We start from the raw sequence: 22,163 nt of genomic DNA, 5'->3' as shown, positions 1-22,163 counted from the left end.
TAAAAAACCATACGTATATTGTTATTCATTGACAAGTACTTTCTCTTTTTCTGATACTGATAATGTTTTTTCTTTCTTCTTTGACATTACCTCTTTATCGGAAATACGTAAAGAAAATAGTAGTGCTATGAGCAAAAATATTGCTGATCCAATTAATGCTGCTTGATATGGTAAAAAATCGGATTGAACGTTATTACTTCCAAAACCAGCTAGTATACTAGCTAAAACAGCTACTCCTATTGCTGAACCTAATCGATTTTGCACATTGAATATAGTAGTCGCTCTCCCCATAGAAGGCGGCGTGATATTGTTAAAGGCAGAAAATTGAACCGCACCGACAGATTGACCTAAGAAAATACCGATGCCAAACAATAATGCCCGGATTTGCCACGGATTCGTATCGTGATTTACAAAACTTAATAAAATAAAGATAACCGCGGTACAAATTAATCCAATAGAAATTACCTTTCGGGCTCCTAATTTCTTATATGACCATGGCACAATTTGTGAAGAAATCATTAATCCAATCGCCTCTGGAAATGTCGTAAGTCCTGATTCCAGCGCGGAAACTCCTATCACATTTTGATACATAAGTGGAAAAACAAATAACATTCCTAATAAACCAGCTGATGAAAATAATGATATAATGCTCATCTTTCTAAATACTGGTTCTTTTAATAAGCGTAAATCTAACATCGGTTGCTTTACTTTCAGTTCTACGATTATAAACAACGCAATGAATACAATCCCAGCTACCCCGGTACTCATAATTTCTGGAGAAATCCACCCTTTTGATGGTCCCTGGCTGAGTGCATATATGAGCATCGCAAATCCTGGTGCTGATAAAATAAAACCGAGAGAATCAAAGCGACCAGCTAATTTTTCAACATGCTCTGCTAAAAATAGAAGTCCAAATAGCAATGCAACGATTCCAAACGGTAGATTAATATAAAATGCCCAACGCCAAGACATTTGATCTACAAAGAAACCACCGATGATAGGACCAACTGCTGGTGCTACAGCAATTGGAAGTACAATGAACCGGGAAATCTTCGGTCTTTCCTCTGGTGAAAATGTTCGAAATAACATCGCCATTCCGACCGGTGTTAAAAGCCCTCCACCAGCACCTTGAATGATACGGAAAATATTCAATGAAGTAATATCGTTAGCCATTCCGCATAAAGCAGAAGCGATTGTAAATACGAAAAGAGCAATTAAAAATACTCTTTTCGTCCCAAAATGATCTCCTAACCAACCAGAAATCGGAAGGAAAACAGCTAAACTAACTAAATACCCAACATTAACCGTCCCCATTGCAGATGCAGGTACTTGTAGTTCTCTACTTATCGTTTGCAGTGCTACATTTACAATCGTTGCGTCCATCGCAGCCATAAACATCGCAGTTATATACACGATACTTACAACTACTTTTGGATTTAGTTTTGCTTTCATTATCGTTTTCCTGCTAATGTTTTTTCGCGAACCTGATTACTTTTTGGATTCAAATCTTTCCAGTTATATTCAACATATTCTAAGCAGCTCTGCCTACTAGCTTCTTCATATACGACATTCCAGCCAATAGGTACATCGAGAAAAGCAGGCCAGAGAGAATACTGGCCCTCCTCATTTATTAATACTTTATATGCGTAATTATCATTTTCAAATGGATTCGTCATACTCTACTTACCCCTTTCTTATTCTGCAAATATTTCGCTAATACTTGTCCAATTTCCGTGAGTGGACCTGGCTGACATAGATCTTTATGTCTACAATCAATATCGTGCTGCACAATTTGTCCGTCTAAATAATTTAGCCACGTATTTGGAGAAATAGGATCAAACCAATCTGGTATAACAGTAGATCTAAAGAATAAGATATCTCCGTTATAAACTTTCGGTACATATTTCCCTAACAACCCTACTGAATTTACATATGTTTCTTTCAAGTTCAATATAGTCTCTTCTTCAAGACTTGCTAATGCGCTTCCATCTTTACGAAGGATTTCAACTGCACTTTCCATTGTAAGTGGTTTACCATCCATGTTATCTGGGTCATATCCGCCTAAAGCAAGTAATGCTATTAACGCTTCCTCTTCAGTAGGCGCTTCCGTATTCGGTAAGAAGTGTCCAGGATAAGAATCAAGCATAACGAGTAATTCTACTTCTTCCCCTTCATTTTGTAGTTGCGCCGCCATTGCATGCACAACATTTCCTCCAAGCGACCAGCCTAGTAAACGATATGGTCCATGAGGCTGTACTTCACGAACGTGTTTCAAGTAATCCGCCGCCATCTCCTCTAAAGTTTTTGGAAGTTCTTCATTTTTAGCAATACCACGTGCTTGTACACCATAGATTGGATAATCTGTTCCTAAAGATTTCATAAGTCCTGCATAGCACCAACTTAATCCACCTGCTGGATGTACACAAAATAGTGGTAATTGATCCCCGCTTGCTCGTAATGGAAGCAACACATCAAGTGCACTTTGACCATTCCCCATCTCAAGTCTTTCAGCTAACCCTGCAACAGTCGGTGCTGCAAATAAAGTGCCAATGTTTAGTTCCACTCCAAGCGCCTCTTTAATGCGGCTCATAAGCTGCACTGCAAGGAGTGAATGCCCACCAAGATCAAAGAATCCGTCATCAATTCCAATTTGTGGTACACTTAGCACTTCTGTAAACAAGTCACATAACATTTCTTCTTGCGGTGTTCTTGGACCACGACTAGAAGATGATGCGATAAATTCTGGAGCTGGCAATGCCTTTCTATCTAATTTACCGTTTGGAGTTAAAGGTAACTCATTTACTACTACAAAAGCGTATGGAACCATATAATCTGGTAAACTACCACTAGCAAACTGACGCATTTCATTCGTATCAATCTCTTCTTCATTTGATGCGACGATATAAGAAACTAACCGTTTATCCCCTGGTTGATCTTCCCGTACAATAACGGCTACTTGCTCAACTTTAGGGTGCTTCATTATGACTGCTTCTATTTCTCCTAATTCAATTCGGAATCCACGAATTTTTATTTGATGATCTGCACGTCCTATATAATCTAGCGTCCCATCTTTACGCCAGCGAGCTAAGTCTCCTGTACGATACATTCTTGTACCTGGCTTGCCAAATGGATCTGCGATAAAGCGTTCAGCCGTTAATCCTGCTCTTCCTAAATATCCACGCGCAAGCCCTGCACCTGCAACATACATTTCTCCAACTACTCCAGGTGGCACTGGTTGTAAATAGTTGTCTAACACATACACTTTAAGGTCAGGTATACTGCACCCAATTAAACTATTTGCTCGTAAAGAGACGATAGTTTCATCTAATTCAATATAACTAACATGTACTGTCGTCTCCGTAATACCGTACATATTAATAAGCTTTGGTGCATTATGAGGATGTCGACTATACCAATCTTCTAAGCGACTTAGCTCAAGTGCTTCTCCTCCAAAAACAACATATCGTAAAGATAATTTTTGGCCAATCTCTTCATTTTCACGATCTGCTTGCATCAATTGATAGAACGCTGATGGAGTTTGGTTTAAAACCGTAACCTTTTCTTTAACAAGAAGCTGTAAAAATTCTTTCGGCGAGCGACTTACAGTATGTGGCACTACAACTAAACGCCCTCCGTATAATAAAGGTCCCCAAATTTCCCAAACCGAGAAATCAAAAGCGTATGAATGGAACATCGTCCAAACATCGTTTCCGTCAAACTGGAACCAATGATCAGTTGCTCCTAAAAGTCTTACTACATTTTGATGAGGTATCATAACGCCTTTCGGTCTACCCGTTGAGCCTGACGTATAAATAACGTAAGCAATATGTGATGAAGATAATGGCTTAATTCGTTCCACTTCATCAATATTGTCTTCACTATATTTCTCAACTTCTGCTATTACTTTCACATCATCAACTAAAACTTTTAGTGCCTCGTCACATCCAATTTCCACTTCTGAATTCGTTAAAACACATGATGGTTTCGCATCGTGTAGCATAAATGAAATACGATCTGCTGGGTAATCTGGATCTAACGGAAGGTATCCAGCACCAGCTTTAAGAACAGCTAATAAGCTTACCACCATGTTTAATGATCTTGGCATCGCTAAAGCAACGAGTTGATCAGGACCAATCCCTTTTGCTATTAGGAATCGAGCTATTTTATTTGCTTTTCTATTTAACTCTTCATAAGTTAATTTCTTATCTTCAAAGACAACAGCAATAGAATTTGGATTTATATGAGACTGTTTTTCAAATAATTGTGGCAATGTCATTTCTGGTGCAATTTGAAAACCACCATTCCACTTTTCTAATACTGTATTTTTCTCTGCTAAAGTTAATATTTCTAATCTGCCAATGGATTGATCCGGATTTGTCGCCGCATCATCTAATAACAAAATGAATCGTTCTATTAGTTTTTGAACCGTTTCGCGTTTATATAAATCGGTACTAAACTCTAGTAATCCATGTAAACCGTTCGGAGTACCATCAACCCCGTTACTCTCACTAATTTCAAATGTTAAATCAAATTTTGCAGAACCGACGCTTTGAATTTCAAGGCTCGCTTCTAAATCTGGTACATTAAACGTTGCTTCTGGTGTATTTTGAAAAGCTAACATAACTTGAAACAACGGGTGGCTGTTTCGAGTACGTACTGGATTTAACACTTCAACAAGCCTTTCAAATGGAACATCTTGATTTTCATAAGCTGCAAGATTTACCTGCTTCACTCTATTTAATAATTCTTTAAAACTTGGATCTCCTGAAGTATTTGTACGTAACACTAATGTATTTACAAATAAACCAACAATATCTGAAAGTACATCATCATTTCTTCCAGCAATCGGACTTCCAATTGGTATATCAGTGCCTGCACCTAATCTTGTAAATAGTGCACTAAGCCCTGCTTGTAACACCATAAACAAACTAACTCCATTTTTACGTGCAAGCTCTACTAACCTACTATGCATACCTTCATCTATATGAAAATGAATTGTTTCCCCGCGGTAACTCGTCTCAATTGGACGCTGGAAATCTGTAGGTAACTCCATTTGATCTGGTAAACCTTTAAGTTCTTCTTTCCAAAAATCTAATTGTGTTGAAATAAGACTCTCTGGTGTCGTTTCATCACCTAGCAATTGCTGTTGCCAAAGTGCATAATCTGCGTATTGAACTGGAAGTGTCTCCAGCTGAACTCTGTCACCTTGACATCGTGCCTTATACGCCGCTGTAAAATCTCTCGTTAACGGCTGTAATGACCAGCCATCACCTACAATATGATGTAATAGAATTAATAATACATGTTCGTTTTCACTCACTGTAAAAAGTTGCAAACGAACTGCCGGCTCAATATCGAGGTTAAAACTATATCTTACCGCCTCTGAAAGTACACTTTCTAATTCATCTTTACATGTTTTTGTTATAAGCATTTCTAGATTTAGGTTTTCCATATCTAAAATTTTCTGATAGGAACTACCTAATACGTTAGGGAAAATTGTTCTAAGTGTTTCATGTTTCTCAACTACATCATAAAAAGCACCTTGTAATGCTTCCTCATTCAATATTCCATTCATACGAATGACTAGCGGAATATTATAAGTAGGACTTGGACCTTCTAAACAATTTAAGAACCATAACCTGCGCTGTGCAAATGAAAGTGGAACTTCATTTGGCCTACTTGCTTTCTGAATAGCTGGTCTTGCACTTTTTGCATGGTTTAATTGTTTCGCCAGTTCGGCAACAGTTGGTGATTCAAATAGTTTCCCGATACCTAATTCCACACTTAACGTTTCACGAATTCTTGCCATTAAACGAGATGCAAGAAGTGAATGTCCACCCATTTCAAAGAAATTATCATCAATACTAATTCGAGAAACACCAAGTACTTCTGCAAATAAATCACATAATATTTCTTCTTTCGGATTTCTAGCAACCCTCTCATTGTTCATTCCATTAAAATCAGGCGCAGGTAATTTCTTTCTGTCAACCTTACCATTTGGCGTTAATGGTAATTCTTCTAGCACAACAAATGCCGATGGTATCATATAATTCGCTAAACTTTCTGAAACATAAGAACGAATTTCTGAAAGATTAATCGGTTCCTTTTCTTCTGCAATGATATATGCAATGATGCGTTTATCATTTGGGCGATCTTCTCGTACCATTACTACCGCTTGTTGAATATTTTCATGTCGTTGTAATACCGTTTCAATTTCAGCTAATTCAATTCGGAATCCACGAATTTTAATTTGATGATCTGCGCGACTAATGTACTCTAACGCACCATCACTACGCCATTTCACAAGATCTCCTGTACGGTACATGCGCTTCCCTGATTCTCCATAAGGATTTGCAACAAACCGTTCAGCTGTTAACTCAGGTTTTCCTAAATATCCGCTTGCAAGTCCTTCCCCTGCAATATATAATTCACCAATAACTCCAGGTGGAACTGGTTGTAACCCTGCATCCAATACATACACTTCTGTATTGGAAATTGGCTTTCCAATAGGAGGTATACCCTTTTCACTTTCATCAATGTTCATGAAAGTAGACCAAATCGTCGTTTCAGTTGGTCCATATAAATTAGTTATTGAGCAACCTAATTCTTTTAATTTATTTGCTAAATGCGCTGGAAGAGCTTCACCACCAACAAGTATATTTAGCCCTTGTAGCTTCTCTGGATAATCAGTTACTAACGCCTGCCAAAGCGTCGGTGTAGCCTGCATAATGGTCACTCTTTCTTCTTGTAAAAGTGTCGTTAATGCAGAAGGCTCTTGTATGTCTTCTTTTTGCGCAATTGTTAAACTTGCACCACTAATAAGAGGTAAATAAATTTCTAGAGCAGAAATATCAAACGCAAAAGTTGTAACTGCTAATAAATGATCATTTTCATTTAACGAAAACTTTTGTTGCATAGCCATTAAAAAGTTACTTAAACCTCTCATAGGAACAATTACACCTTTTGGGTTTCCTGTTGAGCCTGAAGTATATATTGTATAGGCTGGGTTTAAAAGTGATACATCATTCTTACATGCTATATTCATACGAGAATATGTATGTAACGCTAGTTTTGTTTCTTCGCCATCTAATACAATTTTTTTCATACCATTTTCTATAACTAACTTAGATGAAACAGATGAATGTGTCATGATACAAACTGGTTTTGCATCATCTACTATATAATTAACTCTTTCTGCTGGGTATTCTGGATCTATTGGTAAATATGCTGCACCAGCCTTTAAGACTGCTAGCATACTAACTACCATTTCTATTGATCTAGGGAATACTAAAGCTACTAACTGATTTGGTCGTATTCCTTCTTCTACTAAATAATGTGCTAGTTCATTCGCTCGTTCATTTAGCTCTTTATACGTAAGGTTTATACCGTCACAAGTAATCGCTAGTTTATTTGGATTTTTTTGTACTTGTTTTTCAAATGATATAGGTAGACTGATTAACTCATCATCTTCCTTCGTCTCATTCCATTCCAATAAAACTTTATGATTTTCTTCAGGCAGAGTAATGTTTATTTTTCCAATCGACTCGTTTTTCTCATAATTCTTTATTACTGATTCAAATAGATTCATAAATCTTTCTTTATGCAATGCTAGCTCCGCGCCATTATATACTTCGGGATTCGCATCAAAATGAATCATTAGCTCATTTTGATCAAAACGTTTATATACATTTATCGATAAATCATCTACAGGTCCTGCTGATAAGTTATGCGTAATACCACGATTTCCAGCAAAATTAAGCCCGTAATCAAAAGGCATGACATTCACTAACGGTCCAAACAACCTTTGATTTTCACCTAGTAACTTTAAGTCTCTTCTTAATTCCTCATGACGGTATTTATGATGACGACGTACATCTCGGATTTCTTTAGAAACTTGCTGCAATAATTCCGCAAGAGTTATATTTGGAGTTACAGTGAGACGCAGTGGTACTAAATTCATTACCATACTTGGTGTATGAATAGATACAGAACCTAGACGACCCATCATTGGTAAACCTAAAACAATATCATTTTCACCTGTTAATTTATGCATATAAATACTTGTTACAGCGACAATGAATTCCGGCCAACTTGTTAACGAAATATTGATATCTTCTAGTAAAGTTTTCGTGCTAGAACTAGATAAATAAGCTGTTTCTCGTGAAAATCCATTTGATGTTCTCGGTGCTCGTTCTGCCAAACTTACAACTTCTGGTTCATCTGCAAACTTTTCTAACCAAAAAGTACGATCTTCCTGAAATTGTTTAGACTCACGATACTCAATATCTTCTTGTACAACTTTTGTAAGAGAACCAAATAGCTTTTCATTCTTGTTTGTTTCTTCTATAAGTGATTTATACTCATTCGCTACCTTTTGGCTAAGAAGTGAAAAGCCATAGCCATCCATCACAATGTGATGGATGCGCTGATACCAAAAGAAACGATTATTTTCAACTTGAATAAGTGCTTCCGTAAATAAAATATCTTTTTTCAAATCGACGGGCATAGATAAATCATTTTTCATCCATACTTTAGCAGCTTCTTCAGGGTTTTCTTCTTTACGAACGTCAATAAAATGCATATAAAACTGTGATTCTTCAATAACTTGCCATGGGCCAATTTCATCCTCTTCGAAGCGAACATGAAGTGCTTCTGCTTCTATTACAACTTTACGTACAGCTAATTCGAAAATTTCTTGATGAATATTTCCGTTTATTTCTACATATTCCCCAGTATTATAAATTGGGTTAAGCGGATCTAATTGTTGCGCAAACCACATACCAGACTGCGCAGATGATAACGAATGACGAATCTTTTGACTGTTAGGCATTCTTTACTACCCCTTTATTATGTAGTCTATTTGTTACAGCACCTGTGCTGTTTGTGAAGATAGTAAACTGTACCAACCTGAAACAGTTGGACGTTCTGCTAAATCTGCAAAAGTGATTTCTTTCCCTTCACGACGCCACTTCTCTACTAAACTCATAATTCTGACCGAATCAAGCCCTCTATTTAATAAGTCCTCATCAATATCAATACTCTCTACTGGCTCACGAAGTAGTTGTGCAACTAGTTCATGCACTTCCTGTATAGTGATTCCTTCACTCTCATCACCTTTTACACTTTGTAAATCTTTTAACAGTAGGTTTGTTGATGTCGTTACTGCACATCTATTAGATGCATACTCCAATGCTTGTTTATGATGCTCTAGTGAAAAATCAGCAACTGCATCTGCTACAAAGAACGGTTCTATACCATCCATAAACGCTTCACAAGCTGTTAAAAGACAGCCAATATGCGCATAAATACCGCAAATAATAAGTTGATCTCTTCCTTGTTCGTTTAAAATTTCTAATAGATTTGTCTTTTTAAATGCACTATATCTCCATTTTGTTAGGAATATATCATCTTCATCAGGAATAAGTTCATCAACAATTTTCTTTTTATCTGGTCCAGCAGGAATACCGTCACCCCAAAAGTCTTGTAATAAACCTCGTTGTTCTAACGTTTGCCCACCAGGTTGTGCTGTATAAACAACTGGTATACCAAGTTCCTTACATTTTTCTCTTATCATTTTAATATTTGAAATAAGTTCTACTTTTGGTGATTCTTTATCGCTATATGCATCAAGAAAATATTCTTGCATGTCATGAATTAAAAGTACTGCACGTTTCGGATCTGGTGTCCAATTCACTTTATTTTTTGGTAGTTCTGATTCAATTGGCATTTTATATACTGAAATAGATGGGATAGCCATCTAATCACTTCCTTCCGGTTTTTATTATTGTTTTACTGTAATAAGTTTTTCAGCAATGACTTTACGTAGTTCTTTTTTGCTGACTTTTCCGACTCCTGTTTGCGGGAATGATTCAATAAATTCAATTCGATCTGGAATTTTATAAGCCGCTATACCACGTTCTCTTAAAAACATTTTTAATTCACTTACAGTTGGAACTTGTCCGCGAGCTATAACAAAAGCACAGGTGCGTTCACCTAAATAATCGTCAGGCATAGATACAATTGCTACGTCATGAACCGCATCGTGTGCTAATAGATGATTTTCAACTTCTTCCGCAGCAACTTTCTCACCACCACGGTTAATTTGATCTTTATCTCTTCCTTCTACAATGATGTATCCTTGTTCATTTACTTTTACAAGATCTCCTGTACGATAAAATCCATCCTTTGTAAATGATCGTGCATTATGCTCTTCGGCTTTATAGTAACCACGAATTGTATATGGACCTCGTGTTAATAAACTACCTACTTCGCCAGGTTTTACATCGTTGTCATTTTCATCAACAACTCGTACTTCATCGAGTGCAGACATTGGTCTACCTTGTGTATGAATAATAATTTCTTCCGGATCGTCTAATCTTGTATAGTTCACTAATCCTTCCGCCATACCGAATACTTGCTGTAACGTACATCCAAATGTAGGGCGTATACGTTTTGCAACCTCAGCACTAAACTTAGCACCACCTACTTGAATAACCTCTAGGCTCGATAAATCGGCATTACGAGAAGATACAGCATCAAGCCAAATCATTGCTAATGGCGGAACGAGCGCTGTAATTGTAACTTTTTCTTTTTCGATAAGAGCAAATGCCTCATCTGGGCTACCACCAGTTGCCAATACCACTTTTCCACCCGCATAGAAAGTTCCAAATGTTCCTGGAGAACTCATTGGATAATTGTGTGCTACTGGAAGAACTGTCATATAGACGCTTTCTGCATTCAAATTACAAATTTCAGCGCTAACACGTAAACTATAAATATAGTCATCATGTGTTCTAGGAATTAATTTAGAAAGACCTGTTGTCCCTCCTGATAATTGGAGAAATGCAACATCACTTGGCTGAACTTCTGGCAATGAGATGGGATCCATATACAGATCATTTATGTTCACAAACTCTTCCTCTTCTCCCACTACAATTACATGTTGTAAAGTTGGCACTTTCTCTTTCACTTCTCTTGCTAGTTTTCGATAATCAAAACCGAGGGCCTTATCTGAAATAACATAAGCGCTCGCCTCACCAAACTCACAAAAATAACTAATTTCACTGCTTCGATGTGAAGGCAGTGCAAAGACAGGAAGCGCTCCAATTCGAAATAGTGCAAAACATATTTCGAAAAACTCGATAATGTTAGGTAACTGGATTACAACTCTGTCCTCTTTCTTTATTCCTAAATTCAGTAAACCTGCTGCTAAACGATCTACCTTTTTATCAAGTTCACTGTACGTTACATGCGTCTTACCGCTTACAACCGCGATTTGATCTCCATATTTCTCAGCTCGCTCTCTTAACACTCCTCCAAATGTTTCACCAAGCCAACACCCTTCTTCTCGATAACGATTGGCAAATTCTTTTGGCCATTCCGTATAACCTACTAGCATTCTTTCTTCCCCCTATTTTTCATTAAGTGAACTATCTCTTAACCCTAAAGCTTTTAGCATTGTTTGGAACTTAGCTGATGTTTCTGCTAACTCGTCTTCTGGTTTTGACTCAGCAACAACTCCAGCTCCTGCATATAAACGAAGTGTATTTTCTTGTACTTCAGCACAACGAATTGTAACAATCCATTCTCCATCTCCATTTAAATCGCTCCATCCTAGCATTCCTGTAAAGAACTCGCGGTCAAATGGCTCAATATGCTGTATAGCCTCTCTTGCCTTTTCCATCGGAGTTCCGCAAACTGCTGGCGTAGGATGAAGGGCAATTGCTAATTGTAAAGAAGAAGTATTTGGATCCTTAAGTTCACCTTTCACTTCTGTAGACAAATGCCACATCGCTTCACTATGAATAACTGATGGCTTTTCTGGAACATGTAATGTATGACAATACGGACGAAGTGCAGCGGCAACCGCTTCAACTACTACCGCATGTTCATGTAAATCTTTTGGAGAAGAAAGTAATTCCTCTGCTCTTCTTTTATCTTCTACTGGATCCTCACTACGTGGCCTCGAACCAGCTAACGGGTTAGAAATAACTTGCATACCATTACGTGAAACAAGTAATTCAGGGCTTGCTCCAATTAGCGTCTTACTGTTCTCTTTTTCACCTTTCGGTAAATTCACAGCAAATGTATAACCATGCTTATTATGCTCTGCTAATTCTCGCAGAAGTTTTTGCTTATCAATCTTTTCGGAAGATTTAACATCTAACGATCTAGATAGAACGATTTTCTTCAAATCACCGTCCTGTATTTTTTTAACTCCTTGCTTCACACCATTCATATAAACTTCAGGGTCTGGTACTGGCGTCATTTCAAATGTTACGTTCTCATTTGTTTCAAGCTGATTTGTTGTATCCAATTGTAAACGCTCAGAAATTCTACTATATTCTGGTACGATAAGTTGGACTTCTTTTCTACGATCAAATGGCAAAGCACCCACAACGATAGGATTTGGATTTCCAGCTTGTTTCGCATTACTTAATGTCGCTTGCACAAGCTCTGGGAAACTTTCAATTTCACGATGCTTTACTGTAGTAAACTCTCCTTCTGCTAATATCGTTCGAGTTGGTGAAGCGAAAAAGAATGAAGATTCAGTCTTATAATCTTCTAAAAGTTTTTCTGACAATTCCTTTACAGCTGTATGTTCATTCATAATATAATAACCTCCTGAATTTTTATTAAACTCCTAACGTAGCACCACCATCGACACATAAATTGTGCATTGTAATATGACTTGCTCTATCTGAAGCTAAAAATAACACTGCTTCAGCAACTTCTGAAGGTTGTGCAATTTTTTGTAATGGAATTCCGAGTCTATATGTATTTTGAGAACCAGCAATTATATTTTTAGCTCCATTCTCATCAGTCCATAGTAATCTTTGCATCTCAGTTTCAGTAGAACCTGGAGAAACTAAGTTGCAGCGTATATTGTATGCCGCAAGCTCTAGTCCTAAACATTTCATAAACATCGTCGTTGCAGCCTTTGACGCAGCATACGCAGCCATCTCCATTCTCGGCGTATTTGCCGCATTTGAACCGACTGTAACAATTGCCCCTGATTTTCTTAACATCATATTTTTACTTACCGCTCGGGACATATTGAAAACCCCTGTAGTATTTACAGAGAATGTTTTATTCCAATCTTCATCACTTAACGAATGAATTGCTCCCATACGTAAAACCCCTGCAACGTTTACTAAAATATCTATTGGCGCTATTTCATTTGCAATATGATTTACAATGTCTTCAACAGCAGCGCTATCACTCACATCTAAACGAAACGTTTTCATACGTGTTTTATTTAATTCATTTTGATTTAAGAGTACATTTAACCCCTCTTCATTTTGATCAACCGCAATAACTGTGGCTCCTCTTTCTAAAAACATTTTGGCAACGACACTGCCTATTCCTTGTGCTGCACCTGTTACTAAAACTGTTTTCCCATCAAATTCCCCTAAGTTCATTTTCTCTATCCTTTCACATAAACATTAATTTCATTAAGTAACACTAATAGTTATGATATTGATTTTCATTATCATTAGTGTTGTAAAAAATAATACACTTACTAAACTAATTGGTCAAGTGCGCATTACTTTAAAATCCATTTTATTGATAATGTTTTTCATTTACCATCTTACACCGAAATGATAATGTTTCTCAATAAACTTGTCAATCTTTTTTTATTTTTCAGACAAAGCATTTTAATGCTTCTTAATAAAATCATATCTAAACGTATTAAATGTACTTATATTATAAATAAAATTCAAACTCCTCTTTTTAAAATTGAAGAAGATAAACTAGAGATACGTTCATTTACAATGCTTTATGAAAAACTCAAGTATATATTTTCTCAATATTTTTCTGAAAATATATCTTACAAATGCTAATGAATGTCTTCTTTATCATTTAAGATTTAATATATATTTCGAATACGATGTATCAATTTATCATATTCCAATATAATCCAAATAGGTATTCCACTCACTTTTACATCTATAAAAATCCCAAAAGTAATTTAACCTTGTTAAAATAACTCATAAAAAAAGCATCCCAATTAATAGAATAGGATGCTTTTTCGTAATCATAGTGTTATAGAAGATTTATATACTTATGCTACGCTGCGATACTCTTCTTCGTGTTCTTTTTTCTGTTTAGGTGCTTGAATTAAAATTGCGATAATGAATGACACGACACATAATACACCGATCACCATGAACGTTGGTTTGAATCCACCTAGAAGTGCACCGATAAAGGAACCTGCAAGCGCTCCAAATCCAAATCCTTGATACACAATTCCGTAGTTCTTACTATGGTTTTTCATACCGAAGAAATCGCCAACAATAGCTGGGAAAATAGTGATATTTCCACCAAAGCAAAACGCTACACTTGCTACACATACGAAGTAAATACCATAATTTAAATCTACAAAACTTAGAACTAAGACTGAACTCGCCATAACAACAAAAGTACCAGTAACGATTTTTAAACGACCAATTTTATCCGATAACGGTCCTAAAATAATACGACCTAATGTATTGAAGATTGCAACCATAGCCACCGCATTAGCTGCTGTTGCTGCGCTCAGTCCTACAAGTTGAACACCAATGTCTTTTACCATACCAATTAAGTATAAGCCACTCATACATGATGTAAATAACATTATAAATAATAAGTATACTTGTTTTGTGCCTAACATTTCTTTCGTTGTGTATTCCTTAGTTTTTGTTTCATGAACTGCTCCTTGATCTGCAGCTTGATGGATTAAACAAGCACCAATTACAATCATAGCTGTAACAATTAAACCCCAGTATATAAATGCTTGCGATACACCAACTGATTCAATCAACTGTGCGTTAACGTATTTAAAGATTAAGCTACCTGAACCATATGCAGAGACAGAAATACCAGCAATTAAACCTTTACGCTCTGGAAACCACTTTATTAAATTTGATAGTGAAGTGATATATGCTGTACCATCTGCATAACCTACAACAACTCCTGCTAGTACATAAAGCAATATCAATGAGGAAGCTTGTGAACTAAGTATTAATCCTAGTCCTAATGCTAGTCCAGCTATCATAATAAGTTTACGAAGTCCCCATTTTTCTTGCAATTTACTCGCGAATAAAGTTGAAAATGCTAAAGAAAGACTAGTAATTGAGAAAGTTATCGCAACAGCGTTAAGACTCCAACCGTATTTACTAACTAAAGGCTGATTGAATAAACTCCATGTATATATCGTTCCAAGCCCCATCTGTACTATAACTGTGCCAAAGACAACAAACCATGGATTAACAGTTGATTTTTTCATACCTTTCCGCCTCCTCTTTCTATTTCAATGCTATTCGCTAAATTTACTTTTTTTATGTTCATTTTGGTCACCTCTTTTGATTTAACACCTTCATTATATAAGATGTTTCCGCTTATGTAAGCACTTACAAGATAGAGCGTCAAAAACATGGAATCAGTTACAGAAAACGAAGGACGAAATACAAAAAACTACTGATTAAATACATAAGTAGCTTTTATAATGTTTAGCTTCAATACAACTTACAACTGTTTTATCATCTTCTTTTATAAAAATTATGTCTCATGTTATACAATTGCTAAATTAAAATTTTCCTTTACAAGTAGAAAAAATTTTTATACTTCGATGTACCTTATTTTTATAAAATCACAAATTTTTTTCAATAAATAAAACTAAATATTCACTAATATATCTATCCGTGGTTTAATATATATAATAAAAAATATTTCTGTCTTTAAGGAGGTACTATGAAAGCAAACGTAGGGGATACTATACTTTTTCAACGAAACAATTTAAAGATTACAGGATCTGTACTAAAACTTTATACTGAATCGGTCTTAGTTGAAATTACAAATGTAAGCGGTGGTACTTTTGAATTTGATCGAACAATTGTAAATCATAAAAACTATAAAGTTTTAAATACAAATACATAAAACAACACAAAATAGCCCCTGCTCAACAGCAGGGGCTATTTTATATAAAAATATTTCACTAGTTTATATACCCTAAAACATTAACAATCTTACTCGCTTTTAAATTGTTAATATGATAATAAATTTCTAAACCTCTTCTCTCTGCTCGTAACACTTTACCCTTCATTTTTGATAAATGTTGTGAAACAGTAGATTGCGGAATATTCAGTAACTCTGTTAATTGTGTTACATTACAAGTTTTTCTCGTACTTAATTCATTTACAATTTGCAGTCGGATTGGATGCGCCATAATTTTTAAAATATCTACATCTTCTTCTGAAACTAAAGTTTTTCTCATTTCACTCGTATATGTTGTCATAAGACATTCCCCTTTTATATGAATTCCATATTCATAAGATCTATTTCCAAATTTTTTAAAACCCTTGATTAAAACTTTCATATAGAAATAAAAGGATTTTAAATTTTTGAAAACAGAACTTACATTCACTTTATTTATTTATTTATTTGGTACATATACATAATACAATGTTAATATGTGCTCTATGTGAAGTTCGCATAAATTTGTGATGAAGATTTATTTAGCCACTCGCATCCTACTCATCTAATTACCCACTGCATAAAATCATCAGTTATTTTAACACATTTTAGGCGTTTGTATATACTATTTATAAAACAACTTTTATAAAGGGGAATTCATATGCCTACAACGTTACAAGAAGAAGTCGAAGAAGCACGGGAAACATATGTCAGTCGTATCATCTTAGTTGGAGGATCCGCTTTATTTTTAGTAGGCGGGGTTATCTCAGCAATTTCAGCCTTTAAAACTTATAATCGTTTGGAGAATACGCCGCCTTCTACAGATAATTCATAGATATTTTATAAAATAAAACGTCGCCTCCAATGAAGAGACGACGTTTTATTTTTCATACATATGACACTAAAAGTATCGGTAGATTCCCTACTCCATTTTCTAAGCTTACTTCACCACAAACCTAGTCTGACTACACCCATCCTTCTGCTTCGTTACTTCTAATACAGCCGGCATTGCGTTTTTCAGCTCTTGTACGTGTGAAATGACACCGATAAATCGGCCTGATTTTTGCAAGTCAATTAAGGCATCTACTGCTTTCGTTAATGATTCTTCATCTAATGAACCGAACCCTTCATCGATGAACATTGTTTCGATGGAAATACCACCTTCATATGCTTGAATTACATCTGCCATTCCTAGCGCTAAGCAAAGTGATGCGTTAAATTTCTCTCCGCCGGATAATGTTTTTACATCGCGCGTTTGGCCAGTGTATGCATCGTACACATCTAAGCCTAATCCACTTTGACGGTTTCTTTTTTCAACTCGTTCACTTCGTTTTAAATAAAATTGTCCATTTGATAATTTACGTAGTCGTTCGTTTGCGATTTGAACGATTTGTTCTAAATACTCAATTAAGATGTAACGTTCAAATGATATACGACTTTCGTTATCACCTTTCATTACTTCATATAAATCAACAAGTTCTTGGAAGGCTTTTTCTTCCTCGTGAATTTGTTCGTCAATACGTCTAATGTTTTCATGTAAATCAGAAATATATGTTACCGCATTTTGCGCACGTTGACGTTTTTCTTTAATTATATCGAGATTAATTTCTAGTTCTTTTATGTGTTCACCTAAAGATGTAATATCCATATACTCTTTATCTTTTAATTCTGAGTTTAACTCTTCAATTTGTTTTGCAAGCACTTCGAGAGATGAATAATAACCTTGAATTTCTTTTTGTAACATCTCCATCTGGGCATCGCTTAATTTGGCTTCTTTATACGTGAATTGATCTGTAAACCCGCTTTGTTCTAGCTCTCTCATAAAGCGTGCGAAAGTTTCTTCTTTCTTCAATTTTGCACTTTCAAATTGATTAGAAGCACCTTTCTGTTCTGCTTGAATACGTATATTTTCATTTTGCCAATGCTGATACGCTTCCTGCACTTTCTTCCATTCGTCCTCCATTAACCTAAGTTCCTGCATAGCTTGGTCCAACTGTGCTTTCCAAGCTTGTACTGTTTGTAAGTTTTCTGGAATATTTCGTTTATCATGTTCATATGACGTACGAAGTTGCATGCACTCCATTTCTGTACGGTGCTGCATTGTTTCTACTTCCCGTTTTTGTTTCTGAAGTTCTTCTATTTTTTCTTCTACGCTTTTCATGTTCACAGCAATCTGCTTACGTGTTTCTTCACTTGCTTTTAACGTATTCACGTCTGCTGCTAATTGTTTTCCTTTTTGAACAAGTGCACTATATGTTTCAGCTAATTTTTCCGAGTTGTAGCCGCGCTTCACAACTTCTTCTATCACTTGTTCATATTGTAGTCGATAGAAATTCCATTTCTCCTCTACTTGCACATGTAATTTTTCAGCTATGTTCTTCTTATCTCTTAAATCGTTTAACTCTTTTTCATCGATCGCATTACTTTGCTCTGTAGCTTTTTGCGGGTGATTCGTACTACCGCATACCGGACAAGATTCACCATCATGTAAATGAAGAGCTAATATACCAGCTTGTTCACTTAACCAGCGGCGCTCCATGTTTTCATATGCACGAACTGCCACTTGCATTTTATTATTTGCCGCCTCTTTTTCTTGCTCAAATTTTTGTTTTTCTTGCCAAACATCATATGCTTGCTTTAAAACTTTTGCATCTTCTCGCATATTCGTTAGTTCTTCTACTTTAGCTACATATTGCTCAAGTGCTTGTTCTAATTGCTGCAATTCATCAGACATTCCCTGTTTTTGACTTGTATGCTCTTCTAGTTGTTGATCCAACTTGTGCATACTTTCTTTTAATTTCCCTATTTGAATTTCGGCATTTTGTAAATTCAGCTTTCTCTCAGCTAATGATTCAATGATCGCTTGTAACTCTTCTAATCTTTGAACAAGTTTTTTAGCCTCTTCTCGTTCAAGTTCTTTATTCTTTACTACTTCATACTTCTCCTGAGCAAGCTCAAAACTATTCATTATCTGTTCTTGTTTGACGATTATCTGTTTTAACAAACTTTCAGCTTTCTGCTCATTTTGCATTGCTTCTTCATACCATTGTTCAAATGGTAATAAGCGCTTTGCTTGTTCCGCACGTTTAAAGGATTTTTCTTTCCTTTCAATTGCTGCACGGTTCTCTTGTAAAGTGTTATATTTCTCATTCTTTTGTTGTAAATCTATAAATTTCTCATTTACAGATTTTGCTGCATGAAAACGTGTTTCTGCATCCTTTAATTGCTTCGTTTGAACATCTTGTTCTACTTGTAATTGCTCAACCTCTGCCTTATACACTGTTGTTTCTTGTTCTAACGCTTCTACTACTTGATGCGTATTTACATGTTCTTGTGCCGCTAATGTCTCTAATAATGCTCCATCACGGATTGGTAATTTAAAAACATTACGGAAATAGAGCTCTCTCTCTTTTTGTTTTTCTTGTAAAACATCTTTCCATTGTTTTCTCTTTTGATCAAGTAACTCACGCATTAATTTATAACGATCCGTTTTAAAAATACGACGTAAAATCTCTTCTTTGTTTTCCGTCTCAGATGTTAATAGTTTTCGGAATTCACCTTGTGGTAACATAACAATTTGACTAAATTGATGTTTACTTAACCCAATTAAATCTTCCACTTTTTTGTTTACGTCTGTTACATGAAAACGATCGACGGCTGGAACGTTTTCTCCATCAATAACTTCATATAATTCTACTGCATGTCCTGTAATGGTCTTATTCCCTTGTTTTTTATGTCCAAGTTGTCTTTTTATTTCATAGCGTTTCCCTTTTAATTGAAAGGTTAGTTCTACACTTGTATAAACATCATCATCAGCAAATTGACTTCGAAGCATGCTCGTATCACTACGTTCTTCTCCACTAGCCTCACCATATAACACATAACAAATCGCATCAAAAATCGTTGTTTTTCCAGCTCCCGTATTCCCAGAAATAGCGAAAATACGATGTTCTCCAAGATCTTCAAAATCGATTACTTCTTTCTGTTTATATGGCCCGAATGCTGTCATAATAAGCTGAATCGGTCTCATCCTCGTTCACCTTCCCGTTCTTGCACTGTTTGTAATACATCTATAAATAGGCGTTCTTTCTCTTCTGATAAATCTAACCCTTTCATTTCTTTATAGAAAGCCTTTAAAAGAGATAAATCATCCGTTTTATGTCTTGAAACCGTTACTTCATTTGTATCTGTGAGTTCTCGCCTTTGCATCGCTCTTTCAACGTGCATTGCATTTGGATATACAGATCGTATTTTCTCCATTGGCTGTAAGACAGGGTTTTCGTCTAATAATTTTACAAATACGTAATCTTCACTTACTGGGTGCTGTAATAATTCATCTATTTTCGCTTCTACTGTTCGCATTTTACGACGTGGTGAAAGTAACCTTTTTTCAATTGCTACTTCACCAGTTTCATTCAGTTCTACAATGTAATAACCTTTTTTATGTTTCTCTTCAGAAATTGAATAGGCAAGTGGTGAACCTGAATATCTAATGGTCTCATTACGTACGAAATGCGCTTGATGTAAATGTCCAAGCGCTGTGTAATGAAACTTATCAAAATAATGACTATTTACATATTCAGCACCACCAATTGAAAGTGGTCGTTCTGCATCACTTGTATTCTCCTCCGCTTCTCCTGAAGAAGTTACAAATGCATGTCCAACAAATACATGTCTAGCTTCTTTATCCATTGTTTCAGAGAGCTCATTCATAAAAATGCGCATCGCATCATCATGAGAACGTACGTCTTCATTTTTCAACACGTGTCTAACTATGCTTGGGTCTGCATACGGTATTAGATGGAAGTGAACCTCTCCATATTCATCATTTAGTACAACAGGTTCATACGGGAATTGAAATTGGCCTGCAATATGTAATCCCTGTTTTTTCATTAAACTACTCCCAAAATGGATACGATCCGGACTATCATGATTACCAGCTACTGCAATAACTGGTGTTTGTAAATCAATAACTATTTTTTGCAGCACATCATTTAATAAGTCTACTGCTTCTGTAGGTGGAATTGCTCGGTCATATAAATCACCTGCAATAATTACAGCATCTGGTTTTTCTACTTCAACAGCCTGTACAAACTGATCTAATACAATCTTTTGGTCTTCAGTCATATACACGCCATGAACAAGCTTACCTAAATGCCAATCCGCTGTATGAAATAACTTCATATTTTTCTACTCCTTTTAATTTACTGATTTTAGTGAAACGAGTTGATAGTTTATTGTAGTTTTTCCGTTCTCCCACTCTAGCTTCAATATCGTTGCACTTCCAATTCTTTCTTCATTTGATTTATATAAAGGCAATATTTCTTGAATTGTAAATAAGTGATAACCATCCAATATTAATTGAAATATATTTTCTTCAATATGTAATCTTACTTCTTTTTCATTTGAAATAATTTTTGTGTGCATCTCAAATTTCATGATAGATACAACCCCTTTTTATAATCTCTACATTTTAATAGTATAGTGGCTATGCAAGATTGACAAGTACATACACAGCAAAGTACACACTTTTCTATTGTTATATGTTTTATGTATTTTATATAAAGTACGGTATGTGAAATTTTATATTTTCTCCAAAATAAAAATGCCTATTGTGACATCTTTATTTTTGTATAAAGTCTTTCATTACATAATATAAAACGGTAATTAAAACGATTGCGACGAAAAATGAGAACACTGCGACAATGTACCCATCTTTATTTAATAAAATACAGAATGAAATAGATATTATAAAAATCGGAAATACGAGACGTACTTTATCCTTCACTTCTTCTGTCGTATCTGTATGATGAAAATACTGCGTTATCCCTATCATTAAAGAAGACAAAATAATAACCGACAATAGTAAAGGTCCTGGCATTCCGATTTCTCCTTTCTCTATTTCTAATTCAGTGTAAAATTTTTTATTACAATTGTACGATTCATTTTTTCTTCAAACACTCTTTTTAGAATTGATAATGAACAATTCACACCTATATAATAGCGCTTTTATCATAATAACTTCAAATAATTACACTTACAGTAATGTTGTAATATTCCCCCTCAGTCTCTGAAATCCTGCAAAGATAACTCGTCAAAATATGCGGTGACCAAATTAATATTTACCGTCAACTTTTGACAAAATTTATAAAGGACATTTCAGTACATATCAAGAATTAAGAATAAGAAGATATGTAAGGGAGGATGCA

General features: G+C 35.6%; 15 protein-coding genes. 2 read left to right on the top strand and 13 right to left on the bottom strand.

What is annotated here, in order from left to right:
* Positions 1–21: 21 nt before the first annotated feature.
* From MHI26_RS11735 to MHI26_RS11700, 8 genes are all read right to left on the bottom strand, one after another.
* On the bottom strand, positions 22–1,452 hold the full coding sequence (locus MHI26_RS11735; RefSeq protein ID WP_061667000.1) for an MDR family MFS transporter: 1,431 nt from the start codon (positions 1,450–1,452) through the stop codon (positions 22–24).
* Positions 1,452–1,676 carry an MbtH family protein gene (locus MHI26_RS11730; RefSeq protein WP_061666999.1) on the bottom strand — a complete coding sequence of 75 codons (225 nt, stop codon included), beginning with the start codon at positions 1,674–1,676 and terminating at the stop codon, positions 1,452–1,454. Before MHI26_RS11730 ends, MHI26_RS11735 begins: the two co-directional genes overlap by 1 nt.
* Positions 1,673–8,830 (bottom strand): amino acid adenylation domain-containing protein, encoded by a 7,158-nt coding sequence (locus MHI26_RS11725; RefSeq protein ID WP_061666998.1) that lies wholly within the window; start codon positions 8,828–8,830, stop codon positions 1,673–1,675. Before MHI26_RS11725 ends, MHI26_RS11730 begins: the two co-directional genes overlap by 4 nt.
* 33 nt (positions 8,831–8,863) lie before the next feature.
* On the bottom strand, positions 8,864–9,757 hold the full coding sequence (locus MHI26_RS11720) for an isochorismatase family protein (protein ID WP_001007248.1): 894 nt from the start codon (positions 9,755–9,757) through the stop codon (positions 8,864–8,866).
* A gap of 24 nt (positions 9,758–9,781) precedes the next feature.
* Complete coding sequence (locus tag MHI26_RS11715) at positions 9,782–11,398, bottom strand: (2,3-dihydroxybenzoyl)adenylate synthase (RefSeq protein ID WP_061666997.1); 1,617 nt, start codon at positions 11,396–11,398, stop codon at positions 9,782–9,784.
* Between the two features lie 12 nt (positions 11,399–11,410).
* Complete coding sequence (dhbC, locus tag MHI26_RS11710; protein ID WP_001002142.1) at positions 11,411–12,610, bottom strand: isochorismate synthase DhbC; 1,200 nt, start codon at positions 12,608–12,610, stop codon at positions 11,411–11,413.
* Between the two features lie 25 nt (positions 12,611–12,635).
* Positions 12,636–13,421 carry a 2,3-dihydro-2,3-dihydroxybenzoate dehydrogenase gene (dhbA, locus tag MHI26_RS11705; protein WP_001048426.1) on the bottom strand — a complete coding sequence of 262 codons (786 nt, stop codon included), beginning with the start codon at positions 13,419–13,421 and terminating at the stop codon, positions 12,636–12,638.
* A gap of 644 nt (positions 13,422–14,065) precedes the next feature.
* A complete protein-coding gene (locus MHI26_RS11700; RefSeq protein WP_000750105.1) occupies positions 14,066–15,268 on the bottom strand; it encodes an L-lactate MFS transporter in 1,203 nt (400 codons plus the stop codon).
* 464 nt (positions 15,269–15,732) lie between these two features.
* Between MHI26_RS11700 and MHI26_RS11695 the strand changes: the two genes are divergently transcribed.
* Complete coding sequence (locus MHI26_RS11695; protein ID WP_000646793.1) at positions 15,733–15,918, top strand: YkvS family protein; 186 nt, start codon at positions 15,733–15,735, stop codon at positions 15,916–15,918.
* 58 nt (positions 15,919–15,976) lie between these two features.
* On the opposite strand, the gene MHI26_RS11690 is transcribed toward MHI26_RS11695, so the two are convergent.
* On the bottom strand, positions 15,977–16,276 hold the full coding sequence (locus tag MHI26_RS11690; protein WP_000214801.1) for an ArsR/SmtB family transcription factor: 300 nt from the start codon (positions 16,274–16,276) through the stop codon (positions 15,977–15,979).
* A gap of 339 nt (positions 16,277–16,615) precedes the next feature.
* Here MHI26_RS11690 and MHI26_RS11685 point away from each other — a divergent pair, with 339 nt between their 5' ends.
* Complete coding sequence (locus MHI26_RS11685; protein WP_001143355.1) at positions 16,616–16,789, top strand: hypothetical protein; 174 nt, start codon at positions 16,616–16,618, stop codon at positions 16,787–16,789.
* A 105-nt stretch (positions 16,790–16,894) separates the two neighbouring features.
* Here the strand turns inward: MHI26_RS11685 and MHI26_RS11680 are convergent, their stop codons facing one another.
* The 4 genes from MHI26_RS11680 to MHI26_RS11665 all read right to left on the bottom strand — a co-directional run bounded on the left by MHI26_RS11680 (position 16,895) and on the right by MHI26_RS11665 (position 21,835).
* Positions 16,895–19,984, bottom strand: a complete 3,090-nt coding sequence (locus tag MHI26_RS11680) for an AAA family ATPase (protein WP_061667579.1) — start codon at positions 19,982–19,984, stop codon at positions 16,895–16,897.
* Positions 19,981–21,138 carry an exonuclease SbcCD subunit D gene (locus tag MHI26_RS11675; RefSeq protein WP_000765159.1) on the bottom strand — a complete coding sequence of 386 codons (1,158 nt, stop codon included), beginning with the start codon at positions 21,136–21,138 and terminating at the stop codon, positions 19,981–19,983. Before MHI26_RS11675 ends, MHI26_RS11680 begins: the two co-directional genes overlap by 4 nt.
* A 15-nt stretch (positions 21,139–21,153) precedes the next feature.
* On the bottom strand, positions 21,154–21,393 hold the full coding sequence (locus MHI26_RS11670; RefSeq protein WP_000667344.1) for a DUF2584 family protein: 240 nt from the start codon (positions 21,391–21,393) through the stop codon (positions 21,154–21,156).
* Between the two features lie 184 nt (positions 21,394–21,577).
* On the bottom strand, positions 21,578–21,835 hold the full coding sequence (locus tag MHI26_RS11665) for a hypothetical protein (protein ID WP_001119409.1): 258 nt from the start codon (positions 21,833–21,835) through the stop codon (positions 21,578–21,580).
* Positions 21,836–22,163: the final 328 nt, after the last annotated feature.

Source organism: Bacillus sp. FSL K6-1218 (assembly GCF_038006445.1).
GTDB lineage: Bacteria > Bacillota > Bacilli > Bacillales > Bacillaceae_G > Bacillus_A > Bacillus_A thuringiensis_S.
This window is presented reverse-complemented; position numbering and strand designations above follow the sequence as displayed.